The organism is Undibacterium sp. Jales W-56 (assembly GCF_025548535.1).
Taxonomy (GTDB): domain Bacteria; phylum Pseudomonadota; class Gammaproteobacteria; order Burkholderiales; family Burkholderiaceae_D; genus Undibacterium.
The window spans coordinates 941,806-957,241 of sequence record NZ_JAJLQW010000001.1; the positions used below are offsets into that span (position 1 = coordinate 941,806).

The following is a 15,436-nucleotide window of genomic DNA, read 5'->3' on the forward strand; positions in this document are numbered from 1 at the left end:
TGAGTTAATTTGAATTAAGTTGATTTAAGTTAATTTGGCAGCAATAAAAAACCACGATTTATTCGTGGTTTTTTATTTTTAACTTCGCTATATTGTTCCGATCAGCGCGCGCGTAGATTCAAGGCATCGATATATGCCGCGCCATCTGGCGGCAGACCGGTGCGCTGCGAGGTCCAGATCATTTCACCCAGACATTCCATGATCTGGTGATGAGCTTCATGCTCGGAACTGGTTTTATGCGTCAAGCGCTGGAAGGCGAAACGCACACCGGCCGGCTGGTCGACCGAGATCTGCTCGCTGATGGTCAGGTGCATCGATAAATGCAGGAAGGGGTTGGTTTGCCCCTGATCGACAGGGTAGTCGGCGGCCAGTGCGGCATCGAGATCGCCCAGAATCATGTGGTATTCGGGATGTTGATTCAGCCAGTCGGCGGCGATACTTTCTAAGGGTGTCAGGATTTCTCTGGCATTCGATTTGCGGTAAGTTTCGCAAAAAAAGCGGCGTACATCGTGTTGGCTGGGTGTGAACATGGTGAAAATCAAAATCTGGAATGTGCATATTGTACCCGCCTCTGCGAGCAGTCGTCCGCAAGCCATAGCCGGCCTGAGCCGGGATCGCCGTTTATGAACAAATTGGCGGTTTCGGGTATCATCCGCAGCTTAACCCCACCTGGAGATGTCATCATGCTGACTCAAGAACATTTGAATACTTTGTTCACCGCCGCACGTACCCATAATGTCTGGCACGACAAACCTGTCAGTGATGCGCAATTGCAGCAGATTTACGATCTGATGAAGTGGGGAGCTACCTCGGCAAACTGTTCGCCAGCCCGCGTGATTTTTGTCAAGGGCGCGGCAGAAAAAGCCAGGTTGCTCGATTGCATGTCGCCGGGCAATGTCGAAAAAACCAAGACCGCGCCGGTGACCGCGATCATCGGTATGGATATGGAATTTTATGAGCAATTGCCAAAAATTTTTCCGCATGCGGATGCACGTTCCTGGTTCGCCGGCAATCAACCCTTGATCGACGCAACCGCCTTTCGCAACTCATCCCTGCAAGGCGCTTATCTGATGCTGGCTGCAAGGGCGATTGGCCTGGATTGCGGTCCTATGTCTGGCTTTGATGCTGATAAAGTAAATGCAGCTTTCTTCGCCGGTACCGCAGTGAAAGTCAACTTCATTTGCAATATCGGCTATGGCGATGCCGATAAAGTATTCCCACGCTCACCGCGTTTGAGTTTTGACGAGGTGTGCAAGATCGTCTGATCGATGTTTTTGGTAAGTGTGCTTAAGGTAGCTAGTGATTTAAACGCTCTTTGGTAAGGGCGTTTTTTGTTTGTACTCGCAGAGATCGGCAATCATGCAGTTCCAGCATTTGGGGGTGCGCGCCAGGCAGGTGTAGCGGCCATGCAGGATCAGCCAATGATGGGCATCGAGTTTGAATTCGTCTGGGACAAACCGGAGTAATTTTTCTTCGACGATGTCGACGTTTTTACCTGGCGCGATACCGGTGCGATTGGCGACCCGGAAGATGTGCGTGTCGACCGCAATTGTTGGTTCGCCAAAGGCGGTGTTCATGACGACGTTGGCGGTCTTCCTGCCGACGCCCGGTAGCGCTTCTAATGCCTCGCGTTGCTTCGGCACTTCGCCGCCATGTTGTTCAATCAGGATCTTGCATGTGGCAATTACGTTCTTTGCTTTGGTGCGGAACAATCCTATCGTCTGAATATACGGAATCAAGCCATCGACATCGAGCGCCAGGATTTTTTGCGGCGTGTTGGCGATGGGATAGAGTTTGCGGGTTGCCTTGTTGACGGAGACGTCGGTAGCTTGCGCCGATAACAGCACGGCGATCAATAATTCAAATGGACTGCTGTATTCGAGTTCGGTGGTCGGATGCGGATTTTGCGCTTGCAAGCGGCTGAAAATTTCGTGGCGTTTGAGTTTGTTCATGACTGGTTATTTATCCGTATCGGCATCCATTTTTTTGAGGCGGGCGCGCTCTATCGCTGCGGCGATGACGGCTTTTTTTCTATCTCTGGCAGCAATTTCTTCCGGCGTTAAGGTCGCTTCACTCTCCAGAGCCTGGAGTTTAGCCACGGCTTTGGCGGCCAGTCTATCGTCGTTTTCCTGCTTTTCTCTTTTTAGACGTAACTCACGCGCATGAAATCGCTGACGTGCCTGATCCGCCTGGCTTTGCGTCCAGGCATCCCAGCCCGTTTTGCCCGGCGTCACCTCGACCATGCTGATGCAATCGACCGGGCAGGGTGCGACGCACAGATCGCAGCCTGTGCACAGCGACGGCAATACCGTATGCATTTGCTTGGCTGCGCCGAGAATCGCATCGACCGGACATGCCTGAATGCACAGCGTGCATCCTATGCAGAAGGCTTCATCAATCAGTGCGACTGATCGTACGCGCTCATGTCCATGACTGATATTTAATGGAATGCTGGGCTTGCCAAGCAGTTGCGCAAGACGGTTGACGCCTTCCTGCCCACCGGGTGGGCATTGGTTATAACTGGCTTTACCCTCGGCGATCGCCTCAGCGTATGGGCGACAGGCAGGGTAGCCGCATTTAGTGCACTGGGTTTGCGGCAGCAAGTTTTCTAATTGATCGGCGAGGGGGGCTGACACGGCTTTTTCTATGGGAAGCGAAGATTCTCCTATTATCCTTGAAAGCCGTGTTTGCCGGGAGGTATTGATGTCGGGGCCGTCATGCATTTAACCAATACAGGGGTATCGGCACTCATTATTCGCTACGAAAATCATCACGCTGCGGATGGTTTAACCTCATCCGAAAAATAAAAAACCGCTTATTGCGAAGCGGTTTTTTTGTAGATACTTAAATTACTAATGCAAAAGATTACGCATGTTCTTTGATGAATTCGGCAATCTTCGGCGCGATAATTTCGCGCCAGCGACGGCCTGAAAAAATCCCGTAATGCCCGCAACCTGGCGCGACGAAATCCTGCTTCATCTTGGCCGGGATGCCGCTACATAAATCATGTGCTGCCTGAGTCTGGCCTGGGCCGGAGATGTCATCCAATTCGCCTTCGACGGTGAATAGCGCGACCGTTTTGATGTCTTGCGGGCGCACTAATTTGCCTTCGACTTCCCATGTGCCTTTGGGCAGATTAAATTCCTGGAACACGGTCTTGATGGTTTCGAGATAATAGTCCGCCGGCATATCGAGAACCGCATTGTATTCATTGTAGAACTTGCGATGTTGTTCCGCCGATTCGTCATCGCCGAGTACCAGGTGCTGATAAAAATCCCAATGACTTTGCGCATGGCGATCCGGGTTCATCGCGACGAAGCCCGTGTGCTGTAAAAAGCCCGGATAGACTTTGCGGCCATAGCCGGGATAGTTCGCCGGTACGCTGTAGATGACGGTATTTTCAAACCACGAGAATTTTTTCTCGGTTGCCAGATTGTTGACCTGCGTCGGCGATTTACGCGGATCAATCGGGCCACCCATCATGGTCATGGTTTTTGGCAATTTAGGATCTTTGGCTGTCGCCATCAACGAGATCGCCGCGAGTACAGGTACGGTCGGCTGGCAGACTGAGATCACATGAACATCCGGGCCCAGCAAGCGGATAAACTCTTGCACATAATAGATGTAATCGTGCAGATGGAAGCTGCCTTCGCTGAGCGGTACCATGCGTGCATCGGTCCAGTCGGTGATATACACATCGTGCTGCGGCAGCATACCACGCACTGTGTCGCGCAATAAAGTTGAATGATGACCGGAGAGCGGGGCGACGATCAAGACCGTTGCCTGCTTCAGCTTGGTCAGTTCTTTTGCCGGTAAATTCTTTTTGAAATGCAATAATTTACAAAATGGCTTGATGACGGCTGTGCTTTGCACAACTTCTACAGTTTGCTTGTCAACGGTGGTGGTGGTAATGCCAAATTCTGGTTTTTCATAATCTTTGCCGAGCCGGAATAGCAACTCGTAGCCGGCAGCGATACGCTGCGCATAAGGCGAGTGCGCCAGAGGGGAGACAGGATTGGTAAAGAGTTTCGAGGAGGCCTCTGCCCATTGCGTCAATGGGTTTAAAAAAGCGCGGTTCAGTTCATGAAATTGATAAAGCATAATCGTGTCTTTCGGATAGGTGTATCAATTCAAGAGGAGAAAAAGTAGTCCACCTTGTTGCAATGCATCATAAACCAGATTTAAAAATTTGTCGCAACGCGCGCCGATTCCTTGTTGCTGTCATGTAAATTACTGTTAAATTTTTAGTCTTAAGGCAAGGAATTGAATTGCCTGTTCTGATTCATCCCAATGCCGCGAAAGCATGCCAGATTTTGCCTGCTTGTGTGATGAGAAATATTCAAACATCCATTCAAACATCCATGCAGACATAAAAAAACCGCAGCATGGCTGCGGTTTTTGTTCAAGCGAAAAACCTTAGTCGAACACGGGTGTTTCCACGCCCAGGATCTTGTGCAGTTTCGGCGAGGTCGTGGTGTATTGCATGTGGATTTTCTTTTCAGGGAAAATATATGGTGCTGCACCAAACGCCGCCAGGGCCGCTTCGTGGAAGCCGGACAGAATCAGTTTCTTCTTGCCTGGATAAGTATTGATATCGCCGACCGCAAAAATGCCGGGAACATTGGTCTCAAATTTTTCGGTATTCACGACTTTCAATTGCTTGCGTTCGATATCCAGGCCCCAGTCGGCGATAGGGCCGAGTTTTGGCGACAGGCCGAAGAATACCAGTAAATTATCGAGCGGCATGCGACGCGTGACGCCGTCGGCGCCGGTGACTTTGATCTCGGACAGCAGGTCGTCCTTGGTTTCGATCCCGGTGACCTGACCAATCGTCAATTGCATCTCGTAGTTCTCGCATAGCTCCTTCATCTTGGCGACCGAAGCCGGTGCCGCACGAAAATCGTCGCGACGGTGCAGCAAGACGATCGATTCAGCTTTGCCGACCAGGTTCAGGGCCCAATCCAGGGCAGAATCGCCGCCGCCGCAGATCACCAGATTCTTGCCATGGAACTGCGTAGGATCTTTGACGCGATAGAACACTTGCTTGTTTTCGAAGGCGTCGATGCCTTCAACTTTCAAGGTGCGCGGCTGGAACGATCCAACGCCTGCTGCGATGAAAATAGTTTTGGTGATGAAGCGCGTTCCAGCCGATGTTTCCAGATCAAAGCGGCCGTCTTCACGGCGTGCGACCAGAGTCACTTCTTGACCCAGATGGAAAGTCGGTTCAAACGGCTCGATCTGTTTCAGCAAATTATCCGTTAATTCCTGACCGGTGCAGACCGGCACCGCAGGAATGTCGTAGATAGGCTTGTCCGGATACAGCTCGACACATTGACCGCCGACGACTGCGAGAGAGTCGATGACATGCGCTTTGATTTCCAGCAGGCCGAGTTCAAATACTTGGAACAGACCGACCGGACCAGCGCCAACGATCACGGCATCGGCCTCGATCACTGGGTTTGCTGGATTTGTTTTATTGTTTTCCATACGACGTGGTATTTCCTGATTTTCTTGCGGGCGAGAATAAGTGAATCGGCAAGTGCATTATTGCTGGCTTACCGCAGCAACCGATTAACGTTCCAGATATTGCAATTTGTCTTTAACATCTTTCCAGTCATCGGCGTCGGCCAGCGGGCTGGTAGTTTTGGTAATCGATGGCCAGCTACGGATCAGATCAGCATTGATTTTGATGAACTGTTGTTGATCCGCTGGCACATCTTCCTCGGCATAGATCGCATTGACTGGACATTCGGCGACGCAGACAGCGCAGTCGATGCATTCATCTGGATCGATTACCAGGAAATTGGGACCTGCGCGGAAGCAGTCCACCGGGCATACATCCACGCAATCGGTATAGCGGCAACGGATGCAGGATTCGGTCACAACGTGGGTCATAACAGTCCTTCTTTAAGTATTCGGGAGGATTAAGGCACAGCTATATAAAGCCATAGCTGCAAAGCCTTGTATTTTAAGGCAATTTACTCTAACTCACAATTCAGGCTTAGATAAAATACGCATAAGCAAATGCGTGGCCGGTCGGAGTGGGTCCCGTCTGAGTCGATGCAGAGATGCTTGCCTGCTGCCACTTGGCGGCGCATTTAAGGATTTTTTTAAGAATTTACTTCCCATCTGGTTTACCAGGCATAAAAGCCTCTTATTTTTTGAATAAGGCTTTTGGATGAAATTAATTGATGCTCGCCAAATGCAAAAATATCCTGCGGAATTTGCAGTTACTATATGAGCCGATTCCGTCAATTCCGCTGATTCTGCCGACATCACTCCAAGCAAAAGCCTATCCTACGATAAGGATATTAAGACGGAAAAATCAGATAAATTGTTGGTGAATTGACCCGGTGCTGATTTTTGTGCTTTGGTCGATATGGATGACGCTCCTTTTTTTTAGGATAAAAATGAAACCTGCTATTTTGGTGACCCGCGCTGTGTTCCCGGAGATTTTGCAATTGCTGGCACAGCATTTTGAGGTCGAATCGAATCAGGATGATGTGATTTTTTCGCCGCAAGAATTGGCCGCGAAATTGCAAGGCAAGCAGGGTGTATTCACGACCGCCAGCGCGCGTTTTAATAGTGACTTATTGCGGCAATTGCCTGAGCTGAAAATGATTGCGCAAATGGCGGTCGGTTACGACAATATCGACGTCGCTGCCTGCTCTGCCCATGCTGTGATGGCGAGTAATACACCGGATGTGTTGAACGAAACCACGGCCGATTTCGGCTGGGCCTTATTGATGGCGACCGCGCGCCGCATTACCGAATCCGAGCACTGGTTGCGCGCCGGTCATTGGCACAAATGGTCGTATAACGGTTTTCTCGGCGCCGATATTCACGGATCTACCCTGGGTGTAATCGGCATGGGGCGCATCGGACAGGCGATTGCACGGCGCTCCATGGGGTTCAATATGCGAGTCATTTATCACAATCGTTCACGCCTGAATGCTGAGCAGGAAGCGTATGCAAATAACGCCAGTTATGTGAGCAAGGAAGACTTGTTGCGCAGCGCCGATCATGTGGTTCTGGTGCTACCGTATTCAACGGCTTCACACCACACGATCGGTGCTGCCGAACTGGCAGCGATGAAGCCGACCGCGACCCTGGTTAATCTGGCGCGTGGCGGGATTGTCGATGATGCGGCGCTGATTGCCGCTTTGCGGGCCAAGACGATTGCCGCAGCGGGCCTGGATGTGTTCGAGAACGAGCCGAAATTCCATCCCGATTTTTTAGGTTTAAACAATGTCGTGCTGACGCCGCATATTGCAAGTGCTTCGGAGGCGACCAGACGAGCGATGGCGGGATGTGCCGCGGCGAATCTGATTGCGGCCCTGAGCGGACAGCGGCCACCGAATTTATTGAACCAAGACGTGTGGAAAAGTAAGGGTTAAAATATCATACTGGGTGGGAGTACCATCATTTTTATAGCATATTCCGCAATATCTGCGGCGAAAATGAAAAATACTCCCCCCTAAATTGATGTTGTATGGCTATCGAAACTAAGGCCCTGGCTTAGTCTTTCAAACCATTGATCAGATCCACGTAGTCTTGCATTGCCGCCTCTTTCGTCGTGCCTGTCAGCGCAGCCCAGGCATCGAACTTGGCGCGACCGACGAAGTCCGTGATGCCCGGACGATCACCCGTTGCATCGCCGGCGCTGCCTTGTTTAAACAGGGCGTAGATTTTCAATAGCGTCATATTGTCAGGACGCTCCGGCAGGTTTTTTGAATCGGCTAAGGCTTGGGTGAACTGGTCTTGCAGGCTCATACGCTACTCCTGTTGGATGAATCGAAAGCAGCAAAATAACATACTCGCCATGTGGCCCCAAGCAGATCGCTAGAGGGAATCTTCAGACAAATACCCTTGCAATCGGAGTCGGCTGAAAGCGCTAATGGCGCTATGGCTAATGGATCGTCGGTTCAGCGCCGCAACAGGCTTTGTATTTTTTACCGCTGCCGCAAGGGCAGGGATCGTTGCGGCCCACTTTCGGGGCGTCGCGCTTAATGGTGGCCACACCCGATTTACGCAGCGGTGCCCAGAAGCGGCGGATCTCGGGGATCGCGGCTTCCAGTTCAATCGCAAGATGGTGGCATTTTTCCGGCGTGTCGACCAGCTTCATCTCTTCTTCTTCGATCTCCTCGGCGCCCAGCAAATAGATAGGGCGCAGCAAAGGAGCGATCGCCGATTCGTAGATCGGTTCCCACTGTTCATCGCGTAATTGCATGCCTTCCCAGAAACCCCAGGCCCAGGTTTCGCCATCGATGAGTTCTTTGCCGTCTTGCTCCATGACGCAGAACAGCGGCTCAAATTCCTGCGGCGCGACTTCAAAGGTAATCTGGATTTCATTCATGAAACGGGCGATCAGCGTGGTGATGCGCTCCATTTCTTTCGGCGTTTTGAATTTCGGTTCGGCCTGGTCCGGCAGACCCCAGACCAGCGGCAGCCACTCTGTCATCGGGATCATCTCCGGCCCGATCGCAATCGCGGTCAGGTAGCCGTGCAGTGCGTCCATGGTCATGCCATCGTCGCCTACGCGGTCGGACATCAAAAATTTGTCCAGTTCGTTAAATTCTTTATCGCTGAGAGGTTCGTCGAGATGCATGGCTAGAGTCGTGAAGGTGGAAATACCGGAAGTGTAGCGCTTTGTCCCGCGTTCGTGGGGAGTTTGAACGTACAATGCGGCCTATGACATCACCTAATTTTAACGCTGCCAGCACCGATAGTGCGTCAGGCAGCGCATCAGAGAGTGCGCCGGATGCGAGCTCGCACGCATTTGCCGGATTGACGCCCGAGTGCGTGCTGGATGCCATGCATGAGGCCGGATTCCAGTGCGATGGCCGTCTGCTGGCGCTGAATAGCTATGAAAACCGGGTGTATCAACTCGGTATGGATGACGGGCCGCCGCAGATCGTTAAATTTTACCGGCCGCAACGCTGGACGGACGAAGCAATCCTTGAGGAGCATGCATTTGTGGCTGAGTTGCATGAGCTGGAGATTCCGGTGGTGCCCGCCTTGGTGTCGGCGGATGGACGCAGTTTGCCGACCCATGCAGGCTTTCGCTTTGCGGTATTTCCAAGACAGGGCGGACGTGCGCCGGAACTCGATCAGGCCGATACGCGCGAATGGCTGGGGCGCTTTATCGGTCGTATCCACGCCGCCGGAGCGCAAAAAAACTACCAGCATCGTGCCAATCTCGATATCGATAGCTTTGGTCATGAGCCGCGTGCCTATCTGCTGGCGCATGACTGCATCCCGGCAGATCTGGTTGCTGCCTACAAAAGTATTACGAATTTAGTGTTAGACGGCATAGCGCGCAGTTATGAGCGGGCCGGGACGATGGCAATGATCCGTTTGCATGGCGATTGCCATCTGGGGAATGTGTTGTGGACCGATGGCGGGCCGCATTTCGTCGATTTTGATGACAGCCGCATGGGGCCGGCTATTCAGGATCTATGGCTGCTGCTATCTGGCACGCGCGCTGACATGACTGCGCAATTCAGCGATATCTTGTTTGGCTACGAGGATTTTGCCGAATTCCAGCCGCGCCAGTTGCATTTGATCGAGGCCTTGCGCAGCTTGCGCATGCTGCATTATTCCGCCTGGCTGGCGCAACGCTGGGACGATCCGGCGTTCAAACAAGCCTTCCCCTGGTTTAATACGCAACGCTACTGGCAAGACCGCATTCTGGAGCTGCGCGAGCAGGTCGCCTTGATGGATGAGCCGCCGCTGGCGGTGTGAATTGGTGATCTGGAAAGTTCCAGATTTTATGCATTTTGATGGTAAGGATGCGAAGGCGATCCGTTAAAATGCTGTCATTTCCTCACTTTTGAAATGCGCATCATGACTCAGGACGAACTCAAACAAGCCGTTGCCCAAGCCGCCATCCAGTATGTTGTCGAAGACAGCATTGTCGGCGTCGGCACAGGCTCTACCGCCAATTTCTTCATTGACGAGCTGGCCAAGATCAAACATAAGATCAAAGGTGCGGTCGCGTCTTCGGAAGCCACGGCAGCGCGGCTGCGCGGTCACGGCATCAGCGTTTTCGATTTAAATGAGGTGAGCGCCATGCCGGTGTATATCGACGGCGCGGACGAAATCACACCGCAAGGCGCGATGATCAAAGGCGGCGGCGCGGCACTCACTCGCGAAAAAATCGTCGCCTCGGTCGCCGACAAGTTCATCTGCATCGCCGACGGATCGAAGCTGGTCGATCTGTTAGGTAAATTCCCCTTGCCGATAGAAGTGATCCCGATGGCGCAGGCGGTCGTCATGCGCAAACTGAATGCGCTCGGCGGCGCAGCGCATCTGCGCTTAAAAGACGGTCAGCCCTTATTGACCGATAACGGTAATATCATCATCGATGTACACGGTCTGCAAATCACCGATCCGGTCGCGCTGGAAGCGGCGATGAATAATATCGTGGGCGTGGTGACGGTCGGACTGTTCGCAAAACAGGGTGCGAATGTTTGCTTGCTGGGGACTGCCGGGGGTGTCAAGACGCTGACATTTTAATTGACCGGCGTTTTGTACCTCACAACACAAAAAAAGCCCCGCCGAAGCGGGGCTTTTTGTCAAAACTTAATCAGTGAGATTAAGGATTCTGGATGTTGGAAGCTTGCTTGCCTTTAGGGCCTTGCGTGACTTCGAACTGTACTTTTTGACCTTCTTTGAGGGTCTTGAAGCCGTTCATTTGGATTGCGGAAAAGTGGGCGAACAAATCCTCACCGCCGTCATCCGGAGTGATAAAGCCGAAGCCTTTGGAATCATTGAACCACTTGACGGTACCTGTTGCCATAATGCATCTTTCAAATATAAACTAATCACACGAGCCGTAAAAGCAAGAAACCTAGCGTAACGCCGCCTCCTCCTAAACTTGCCCACTTCTATTGACTAATTACTACTTTGTCTTGTCAATAAATATCATTCTTGGCGGAAAAAAAAGTAAAGTCAAGAGATTTTGTTGCTATATGAAACACTGTTGTTTTTTTATTTAATGACAATAATCTCAGGTAGCGTCCAATGCGTTCAGCCAGGCAGCAAAAAGGTGCAGAAATCCGTAGTATTCCGGCTGAGGCTAACCAATGCCGCTCGCAGGCGAGTGCCTTGAACCAGAATATTGAGTGTTTGCACAAAAAAAGTGAATTTTTATGCGGGGCAGTGAATTACGATGCGGGGCGGGCTTGAGTAATTGATTTTAGGCACCATCTGCGAAAAATACTGAAAACGCGTAACATCTGAGAAGAGTCAGACTTATTCATCTCTCATTGATCAAATAAGCCTCTTTTTATTCGTTTATTATTTGACTCTCGATCAGATCAACGTACTAGAATAGACGTATGGGAAACAAGCAAGGAAACGGTACTTTATTGGAGAAGCAGGAGCAAAAGCTCAAGCCGCCCTCCATGTACCAGGTGACGCTGCTCAATGACGACTACACGCCAATGGAATTTGTCGTGGCCATCATTCAGGAGTACTTTAATAAAGACCGCGAAACCGCGATGCAGATCATGCTCAAGGTACATCGAGATGGTAAAGGGATATGCGGAGTGTATTCGAAGGATATCGCTTTAACCAAAGTAGAACTCGTGTTAACGCACGCTCGTAAGGCAGGGCACCCCCTGCAATGTGTGATGGAGGAAGTATGATTGCGCAAGAACTGGAAGTCAGCCTGCATATGGCATTTGTTGAGGCCAGGCAGGCTCGTTATGAGTTCATCACGGTGGAGCACCTGTTGCTTGCCTTGCTGGACAATCCTTCCGCTGCCGAAGTGATGCGGGCTTGCGCCGTAAATATTGAAGATCTGCGCAAATCTCTCAGCAACTTTATCAGCGATAACACGCCGACCGTACCCGGTACGAGCGAGGTGGACACGCAGCCTACGCTGGGTTTTCAGCGCGTGATCCAGCGCGCCATCATGCATGTGCAATCGGCGTCAAATGGCAAGAAGGAAGTGACCGGCGCGAATGTGCTGGTCGCGATCTTTGGCGAAAAAGATTCGCATGCGGTGTATTACCTGCATCAACAGGGCGTCACTCGTCTGGATGTCGTCAACTTCATTTCCCACGGTGTGCGCAAGGATCAGCAAGCTGAGCCGCAAAAAGCACAAGAGGGCAGCGAAGAAGTGCAGGCCGAAGGTCAGCCAAAAGAAAATCCGCTCGATCAGTTTACCCAGAACCTGAACAAGGCTGCGGCTGAAGGTCGTATCGATCCTCTGATCGGTCGCGAGAGCGAAGTCGAGCGTGTGATCCAGATCCTGTGCCGTCGCCGCAAAAATAATCCTTTGCTGGTCGGTGAGGCCGGTGTCGGCAAGACCGCGATTGCCGAAGGCCTGGCATGGCGCATTACTCAGAGCGATGTACCTGAGGTGCTGCAAAATGCCGTGGTGTACTCGCTCGACATGGGCGCACTGCTGGCGGGCACCAAATATCGCGGCGACTTTGAGTTGCGCCTGAAAGGTGTGCTCAAACAATTGAAGGACACGCCAAACGGCATCCTGTTCATCGACGAAATTCATACCATCATCGGTGCCGGATCTGCTTCGGGCGGTACTCTGGATGCGTCTAATTTACTGAAACCTGCTTTGTCGAATGGTCAGCTTAAATGCATCGGTGCGACGACTTACACCGAGTATCGCGGCGTCTTTGAAAAAGACCATGCGCTGTCACGCCGTTTCCAAAAAATCGACGTAAACGAGCCGACCATTGAGCAAACCGTACAAATTCTGCGCGGACTCAAATCCAAGTTCGAAGAGCATCATAACGTCAAATATTCGGCATCCGCATTGACTACTGCAGCAGAATTGTCTGCACGCTTTATCAATGATCGCCATTTGCCGGATAAGGCGATTGACGTGATCGATGAGGCAGGTGCGGCGCAACGCATTTTGCCAAAATCGAAGCAAAAGAAAACCATAGGCAAAGCCGATATCGAAGACATCATTGCCAAGATCGCCCGTATCCCGCCGCAAACGGTCAATCAGGACGATCGCAGCAAATTGCAAACGATCGATCGCGACCTGAAGAACGTGGTGTTCGGCCAGGAACCTGCCATCGATGCCTTGTCGTCTGCCATCAAGATGGCACGCGCTGGCTTGGGCAAAACGGATAAGCCGATCGGCTCCTTCCTGTTCTCCGGCCCTACCGGCGTCGGTAAAACAGAAGTCGCCAAACAGCTTGCGTTCACGCTCGGCATTGAGCTGATCCGCTTTGATATGTCCGAATACATGGAGCGTCATGCGGTCAGTCGCCTGATCGGTGCGCCGCCCGGTTACGTCGGTTTCGATCAGGGCGGTTTGCTGACGGAAGCGATCAACAAAAAACCGCATTCCGTCTTGCTGCTGGATGAGATTGAAAAAGCGCATCCCGATGTGTTCAACATCCTGTTGCAAGTCATGGATCATGGCACGCTGACGGACAATAATGGCCGCAAAGCCGACTTCCGCAATGTCATCATCATCATGACTACCAATGCGGGTGCGGAGAGCTTGCAGAAACGTTCTATCGGCTTCAACGACAGCAAAGAAGCTGGCGATGAAATGGCCGATATCAAACGCATGTTTACTCCAGAATTCCGCAATCGTCTGGATGCAATCATCAGCTTCCGCGCTTTGAATGAAGAGATTATCTTGCGCGTCGTCGACAAATTCCTGATGCAGTTGGAAGAACAATTGCATGAGAAAAAAGTTGAAGCGACATTCACCGATAATTTGCGTAAATTCCTGGGCAAAAAAGGCTTTGATCCATTGATGGGCGCACGGCCAATGGCCAGACTGATCCAGGACATGATACGCAAAGCACTGGCAGACGAACTGCTGTTCGGTAAGCTGGTCAGCGGTGGCCGTGTCGTCGTGGATCTGGATGATAAAGATCAGATCAAGCTGGAATTTTCAGAGGGTGACGCGACCCCGCCGGCAGCATCTCAGGAAGTGGTAGAAGTCGAATAGCGTAATCATTAGCAGTACTGTCTGGAGTGAGATTGACCCGGTTTTGATGTGGCAACAATTGAAATTATTTGTGCTCAGGAGAAAAATATGGGGGGACTTACGCTACCAACCTATGTGCTGGAATACACATCCAAAACAATTGATTCGGTTCTCTCTCAGGATGCGATGGAAGGCAATCAGGTCGAAGTGGATGTGTATGAGCGACACGATGTCAGTAAGAAGTATGTTGCATCCGGTCAAAGACTCAAAGATGGGAAGGATACGTTCAGGGTTAGTGTTACGACAGAATCCGGTGTGTGCAATGATGAGTGGAATTACACCATATTGCGTGAATCTGCAGGCCGCAGCCGCAAGATGAGAAAGTAGCAAAGGCTGCAGCGCCAGCCAACAATGCATAAAGCCTCCGAGTGTGAATTCGGAGGCTTTATTTTTGTGCAAATTCAATAATGTTTAGTTATTTTTTTTGAGCTGAAGTTAAATAAGCGGCAATCCTCGTCATGGATTCGTACCTCGCTAGATATAACTGCATATCCAAGAACGCTCGCCAGTGTTTTTCGCCAGAATTTTTCTGCTACCAGGTTTTGACGGAGGCAATAAATTTCCCAGCGGCCTTGAAATCGTTCGAGTAATAGCTGAATCGCAAGCTGCGATATGCCTTTGCCGCGATAGCCTCGCAGTATAAAGAAATAGCCGAGATTATAATCGCTGGCATTGTCCACAAGTTCATCATCCAGTACGGCAAATCCAGCCAAGGCATCATTCACTTTGATCAGAAAAGGTTTGACGCCGTTTCTGCTCCAATACGCTGCTTTTGGTTGCAATTCAAAAAGACCTGTATCGCTTAATTCGATCTTATGCCATTCGCTAAAATCGTAATTGTAGAACTGCATCATATTCTCGATACGAGGCAGGTCTTCTGCGGTGGCGGCACATAGGTCGATACGGCCATGTTGTGAGATCACGGCAAGACTATCATTGTCAGGGCTATTCAGCAGCTGATACTCAATGTTTACCGGTACTGCCAAATCCACCTTCGCCACGTGCACTGTCACTGAATTCTTCGACAATATTGAAACCGACTTGTAAAACGGGAACGATGATGAGTTGCGCGAGTCTTTCCATTGGCTGCAGGGTGAATTCATTCTGGCCGCGATTCCAGGTGGAGACCATCAGTTGGCCCTGGTAGTCGGAATCGATCAAGCCGACCAGATTACCCAGCACGATACCGTTTTTGTGACCCATGCCGCTGCGTGGCAGGATCATCGCGGCATACGCTGGATCGCCGATATGGATTGCCAGACCGGTTGGAATCAAGACAGTCTCGCCCGGTTTGATCGTGATCGCCGTATCGATGCAGGCGCGCAGATCGAGCCCCGCGCTGCCTGGCGTGCCGTAGGCCGGCAATTGCTCTTTCATGCGGACGTCGAGGATTTTCAGATCGATATTTTTCATGCGTATATTGGCTTGGAAGTAGTTAAGTTAATTCGT

Annotated in this window: 18 protein-coding genes; 7 read left to right on the forward strand and 11 right to left on the reverse strand. The window is 51.2% G+C overall.

Annotated features, from left to right (window positions below; translation table 11 throughout):
- Positions 1 to 101: 101 nt before the first annotated feature.
- Positions 102 to 530, reverse strand: a complete 429-nt coding sequence (locus LPB67_RS04205; RefSeq protein ID WP_262835802.1) for a DUF1841 family protein — start codon at positions 528 to 530, stop codon at positions 102 to 104.
- Between the two features lie 153 nt (positions 531 to 683).
- Here LPB67_RS04205 and LPB67_RS04210 point away from each other — a divergent pair, with 153 nt between their 5' ends.
- Positions 684 to 1,265, forward strand: coding sequence for a malonic semialdehyde reductase (locus LPB67_RS04210; protein ID WP_262835803.1), 582 nt, complete (start codon positions 684 to 686; stop codon positions 1,263 to 1,265).
- A gap of 39 nt (positions 1,266 to 1,304) precedes the next feature.
- Here the strand turns inward: LPB67_RS04210 and nth are convergent, their stop codons facing one another.
- The 5 genes from nth to fdxA all read right to left on the reverse strand — a co-directional run bounded on the left by nth (position 1,305) and on the right by fdxA (position 5,895).
- Complete coding sequence (gene nth, locus LPB67_RS04215; protein ID WP_262835804.1) at positions 1,305 to 1,952, reverse strand: endonuclease III; 648 nt, start codon at positions 1,950 to 1,952, stop codon at positions 1,305 to 1,307.
- Between the two features lie 6 nt (positions 1,953 to 1,958).
- A complete protein-coding gene (gene rsxB, locus LPB67_RS04220) occupies positions 1,959 to 2,636 on the reverse strand; it encodes an electron transport complex subunit RsxB (RefSeq protein ID WP_316685081.1) in 678 nt (225 codons plus the stop codon).
- 229 nt (positions 2,637 to 2,865) lie between these two features.
- The gene (locus LPB67_RS04225; RefSeq protein WP_262835805.1) at positions 2,866 to 4,101 is read right to left on the reverse strand and encodes a polyhydroxyalkanoate depolymerase; all 1,236 of its coding nucleotides are present in this window, start codon (positions 4,099 to 4,101) and stop codon (positions 2,866 to 2,868) included.
- Between the two features lie 315 nt (positions 4,102 to 4,416).
- Complete coding sequence (locus LPB67_RS04230) at positions 4,417 to 5,487, reverse strand: NAD(P)/FAD-dependent oxidoreductase (protein WP_262835806.1); 1,071 nt, start codon at positions 5,485 to 5,487, stop codon at positions 4,417 to 4,419.
- 84 nt (positions 5,488 to 5,571) lie between these two features.
- Positions 5,572 to 5,895, reverse strand: coding sequence for a ferredoxin FdxA (gene fdxA / locus LPB67_RS04235; RefSeq protein ID WP_186915210.1), 324 nt, complete (start codon positions 5,893 to 5,895; stop codon positions 5,572 to 5,574).
- Between the two features lie 515 nt (positions 5,896 to 6,410).
- On the opposite strand from fdxA, the gene LPB67_RS04240 reads away from it, so the two are divergent.
- On the forward strand, positions 6,411 to 7,397 hold the full coding sequence (locus LPB67_RS04240; protein ID WP_262835807.1) for a 2-hydroxyacid dehydrogenase: 987 nt from the start codon (positions 6,411 to 6,413) through the stop codon (positions 7,395 to 7,397).
- Positions 7,398 to 7,518: 121 nt separating this feature from the next.
- Here the strand turns inward: LPB67_RS04240 and LPB67_RS04245 are convergent, their stop codons facing one another.
- Positions 7,519 to 7,773, reverse strand: a complete 255-nt coding sequence (locus LPB67_RS04245) for an acyl-CoA-binding protein (RefSeq protein ID WP_262835808.1) — start codon at positions 7,771 to 7,773, stop codon at positions 7,519 to 7,521.
- Between the two features lie 136 nt (positions 7,774 to 7,909).
- On the reverse strand, positions 7,910 to 8,608 hold the full coding sequence (locus LPB67_RS04250) for a UPF0149 family protein (protein ID WP_262835809.1): 699 nt from the start codon (positions 8,606 to 8,608) through the stop codon (positions 7,910 to 7,912).
- An 83-nt stretch (positions 8,609 to 8,691) separates the two neighbouring features.
- Here LPB67_RS04250 and LPB67_RS04255 point away from each other — a divergent pair, with 83 nt between their 5' ends.
- Complete coding sequence (locus LPB67_RS04255) at positions 8,692 to 9,744, forward strand: serine/threonine protein kinase (RefSeq protein WP_262835810.1); 1,053 nt, start codon at positions 8,692 to 8,694, stop codon at positions 9,742 to 9,744.
- A gap of 102 nt (positions 9,745 to 9,846) precedes the next feature.
- Positions 9,847 to 10,518 (forward strand): ribose-5-phosphate isomerase RpiA, encoded by a 672-nt coding sequence (rpiA, locus tag LPB67_RS04260; protein WP_262835811.1) that lies wholly within the window; start codon positions 9,847 to 9,849, stop codon positions 10,516 to 10,518.
- 79 nt (positions 10,519 to 10,597) lie between these two features.
- Here the strand turns inward: rpiA and LPB67_RS04265 are convergent, their stop codons facing one another.
- Positions 10,598 to 10,801: a cold-shock protein gene (locus LPB67_RS04265; RefSeq protein WP_126129050.1), complete on the reverse strand. Its 204-nt coding sequence runs from the start codon at positions 10,799 to 10,801 to the stop codon at positions 10,598 to 10,600.
- 541 nt (positions 10,802 to 11,342) lie between these two features.
- Between LPB67_RS04265 and clpS the strand changes: the two genes are divergently transcribed.
- Genes clpS through LPB67_RS04280 form a run of 3 tightly spaced genes read left to right on the forward strand, consistent with a single transcriptional unit; the run spans position 11,343 to position 14,314 of the window.
- Complete coding sequence (gene clpS, locus LPB67_RS04270; protein WP_262835813.1) at positions 11,343 to 11,651, forward strand: ATP-dependent Clp protease adapter ClpS; 309 nt, start codon at positions 11,343 to 11,345, stop codon at positions 11,649 to 11,651.
- Complete coding sequence (gene clpA, locus LPB67_RS04275; RefSeq protein ID WP_262835814.1) at positions 11,648 to 13,948, forward strand: ATP-dependent Clp protease ATP-binding subunit ClpA; 2,301 nt, start codon at positions 11,648 to 11,650, stop codon at positions 13,946 to 13,948. The genes clpS and clpA overlap by 4 nt, the downstream gene beginning before the upstream one ends.
- A 48-nt stretch (positions 13,949 to 13,996) precedes the next feature.
- Positions 13,997 to 14,314, forward strand: a complete 318-nt coding sequence (locus LPB67_RS04280; protein WP_262835815.1) for a hypothetical protein — start codon at positions 13,997 to 13,999, stop codon at positions 14,312 to 14,314.
- A 74-nt stretch (positions 14,315 to 14,388) separates the two neighbouring features.
- Here the strand turns inward: LPB67_RS04280 and LPB67_RS04285 are convergent, their stop codons facing one another.
- Positions 14,389 to 15,000: a GNAT family N-acetyltransferase gene (locus LPB67_RS04285; protein WP_262835816.1), complete on the reverse strand. Its 612-nt coding sequence runs from the start codon at positions 14,998 to 15,000 to the stop codon at positions 14,389 to 14,391.
- Positions 14,951 to 15,400, reverse strand: coding sequence for a dUTP diphosphatase (dut, locus tag LPB67_RS04290; RefSeq protein WP_262835817.1), 450 nt, complete (start codon positions 15,398 to 15,400; stop codon positions 14,951 to 14,953). The genes LPB67_RS04285 and dut overlap by 50 nt, the downstream gene beginning before the upstream one ends.
- Positions 15,401 to 15,436 lie beyond the last annotated feature (36 nt).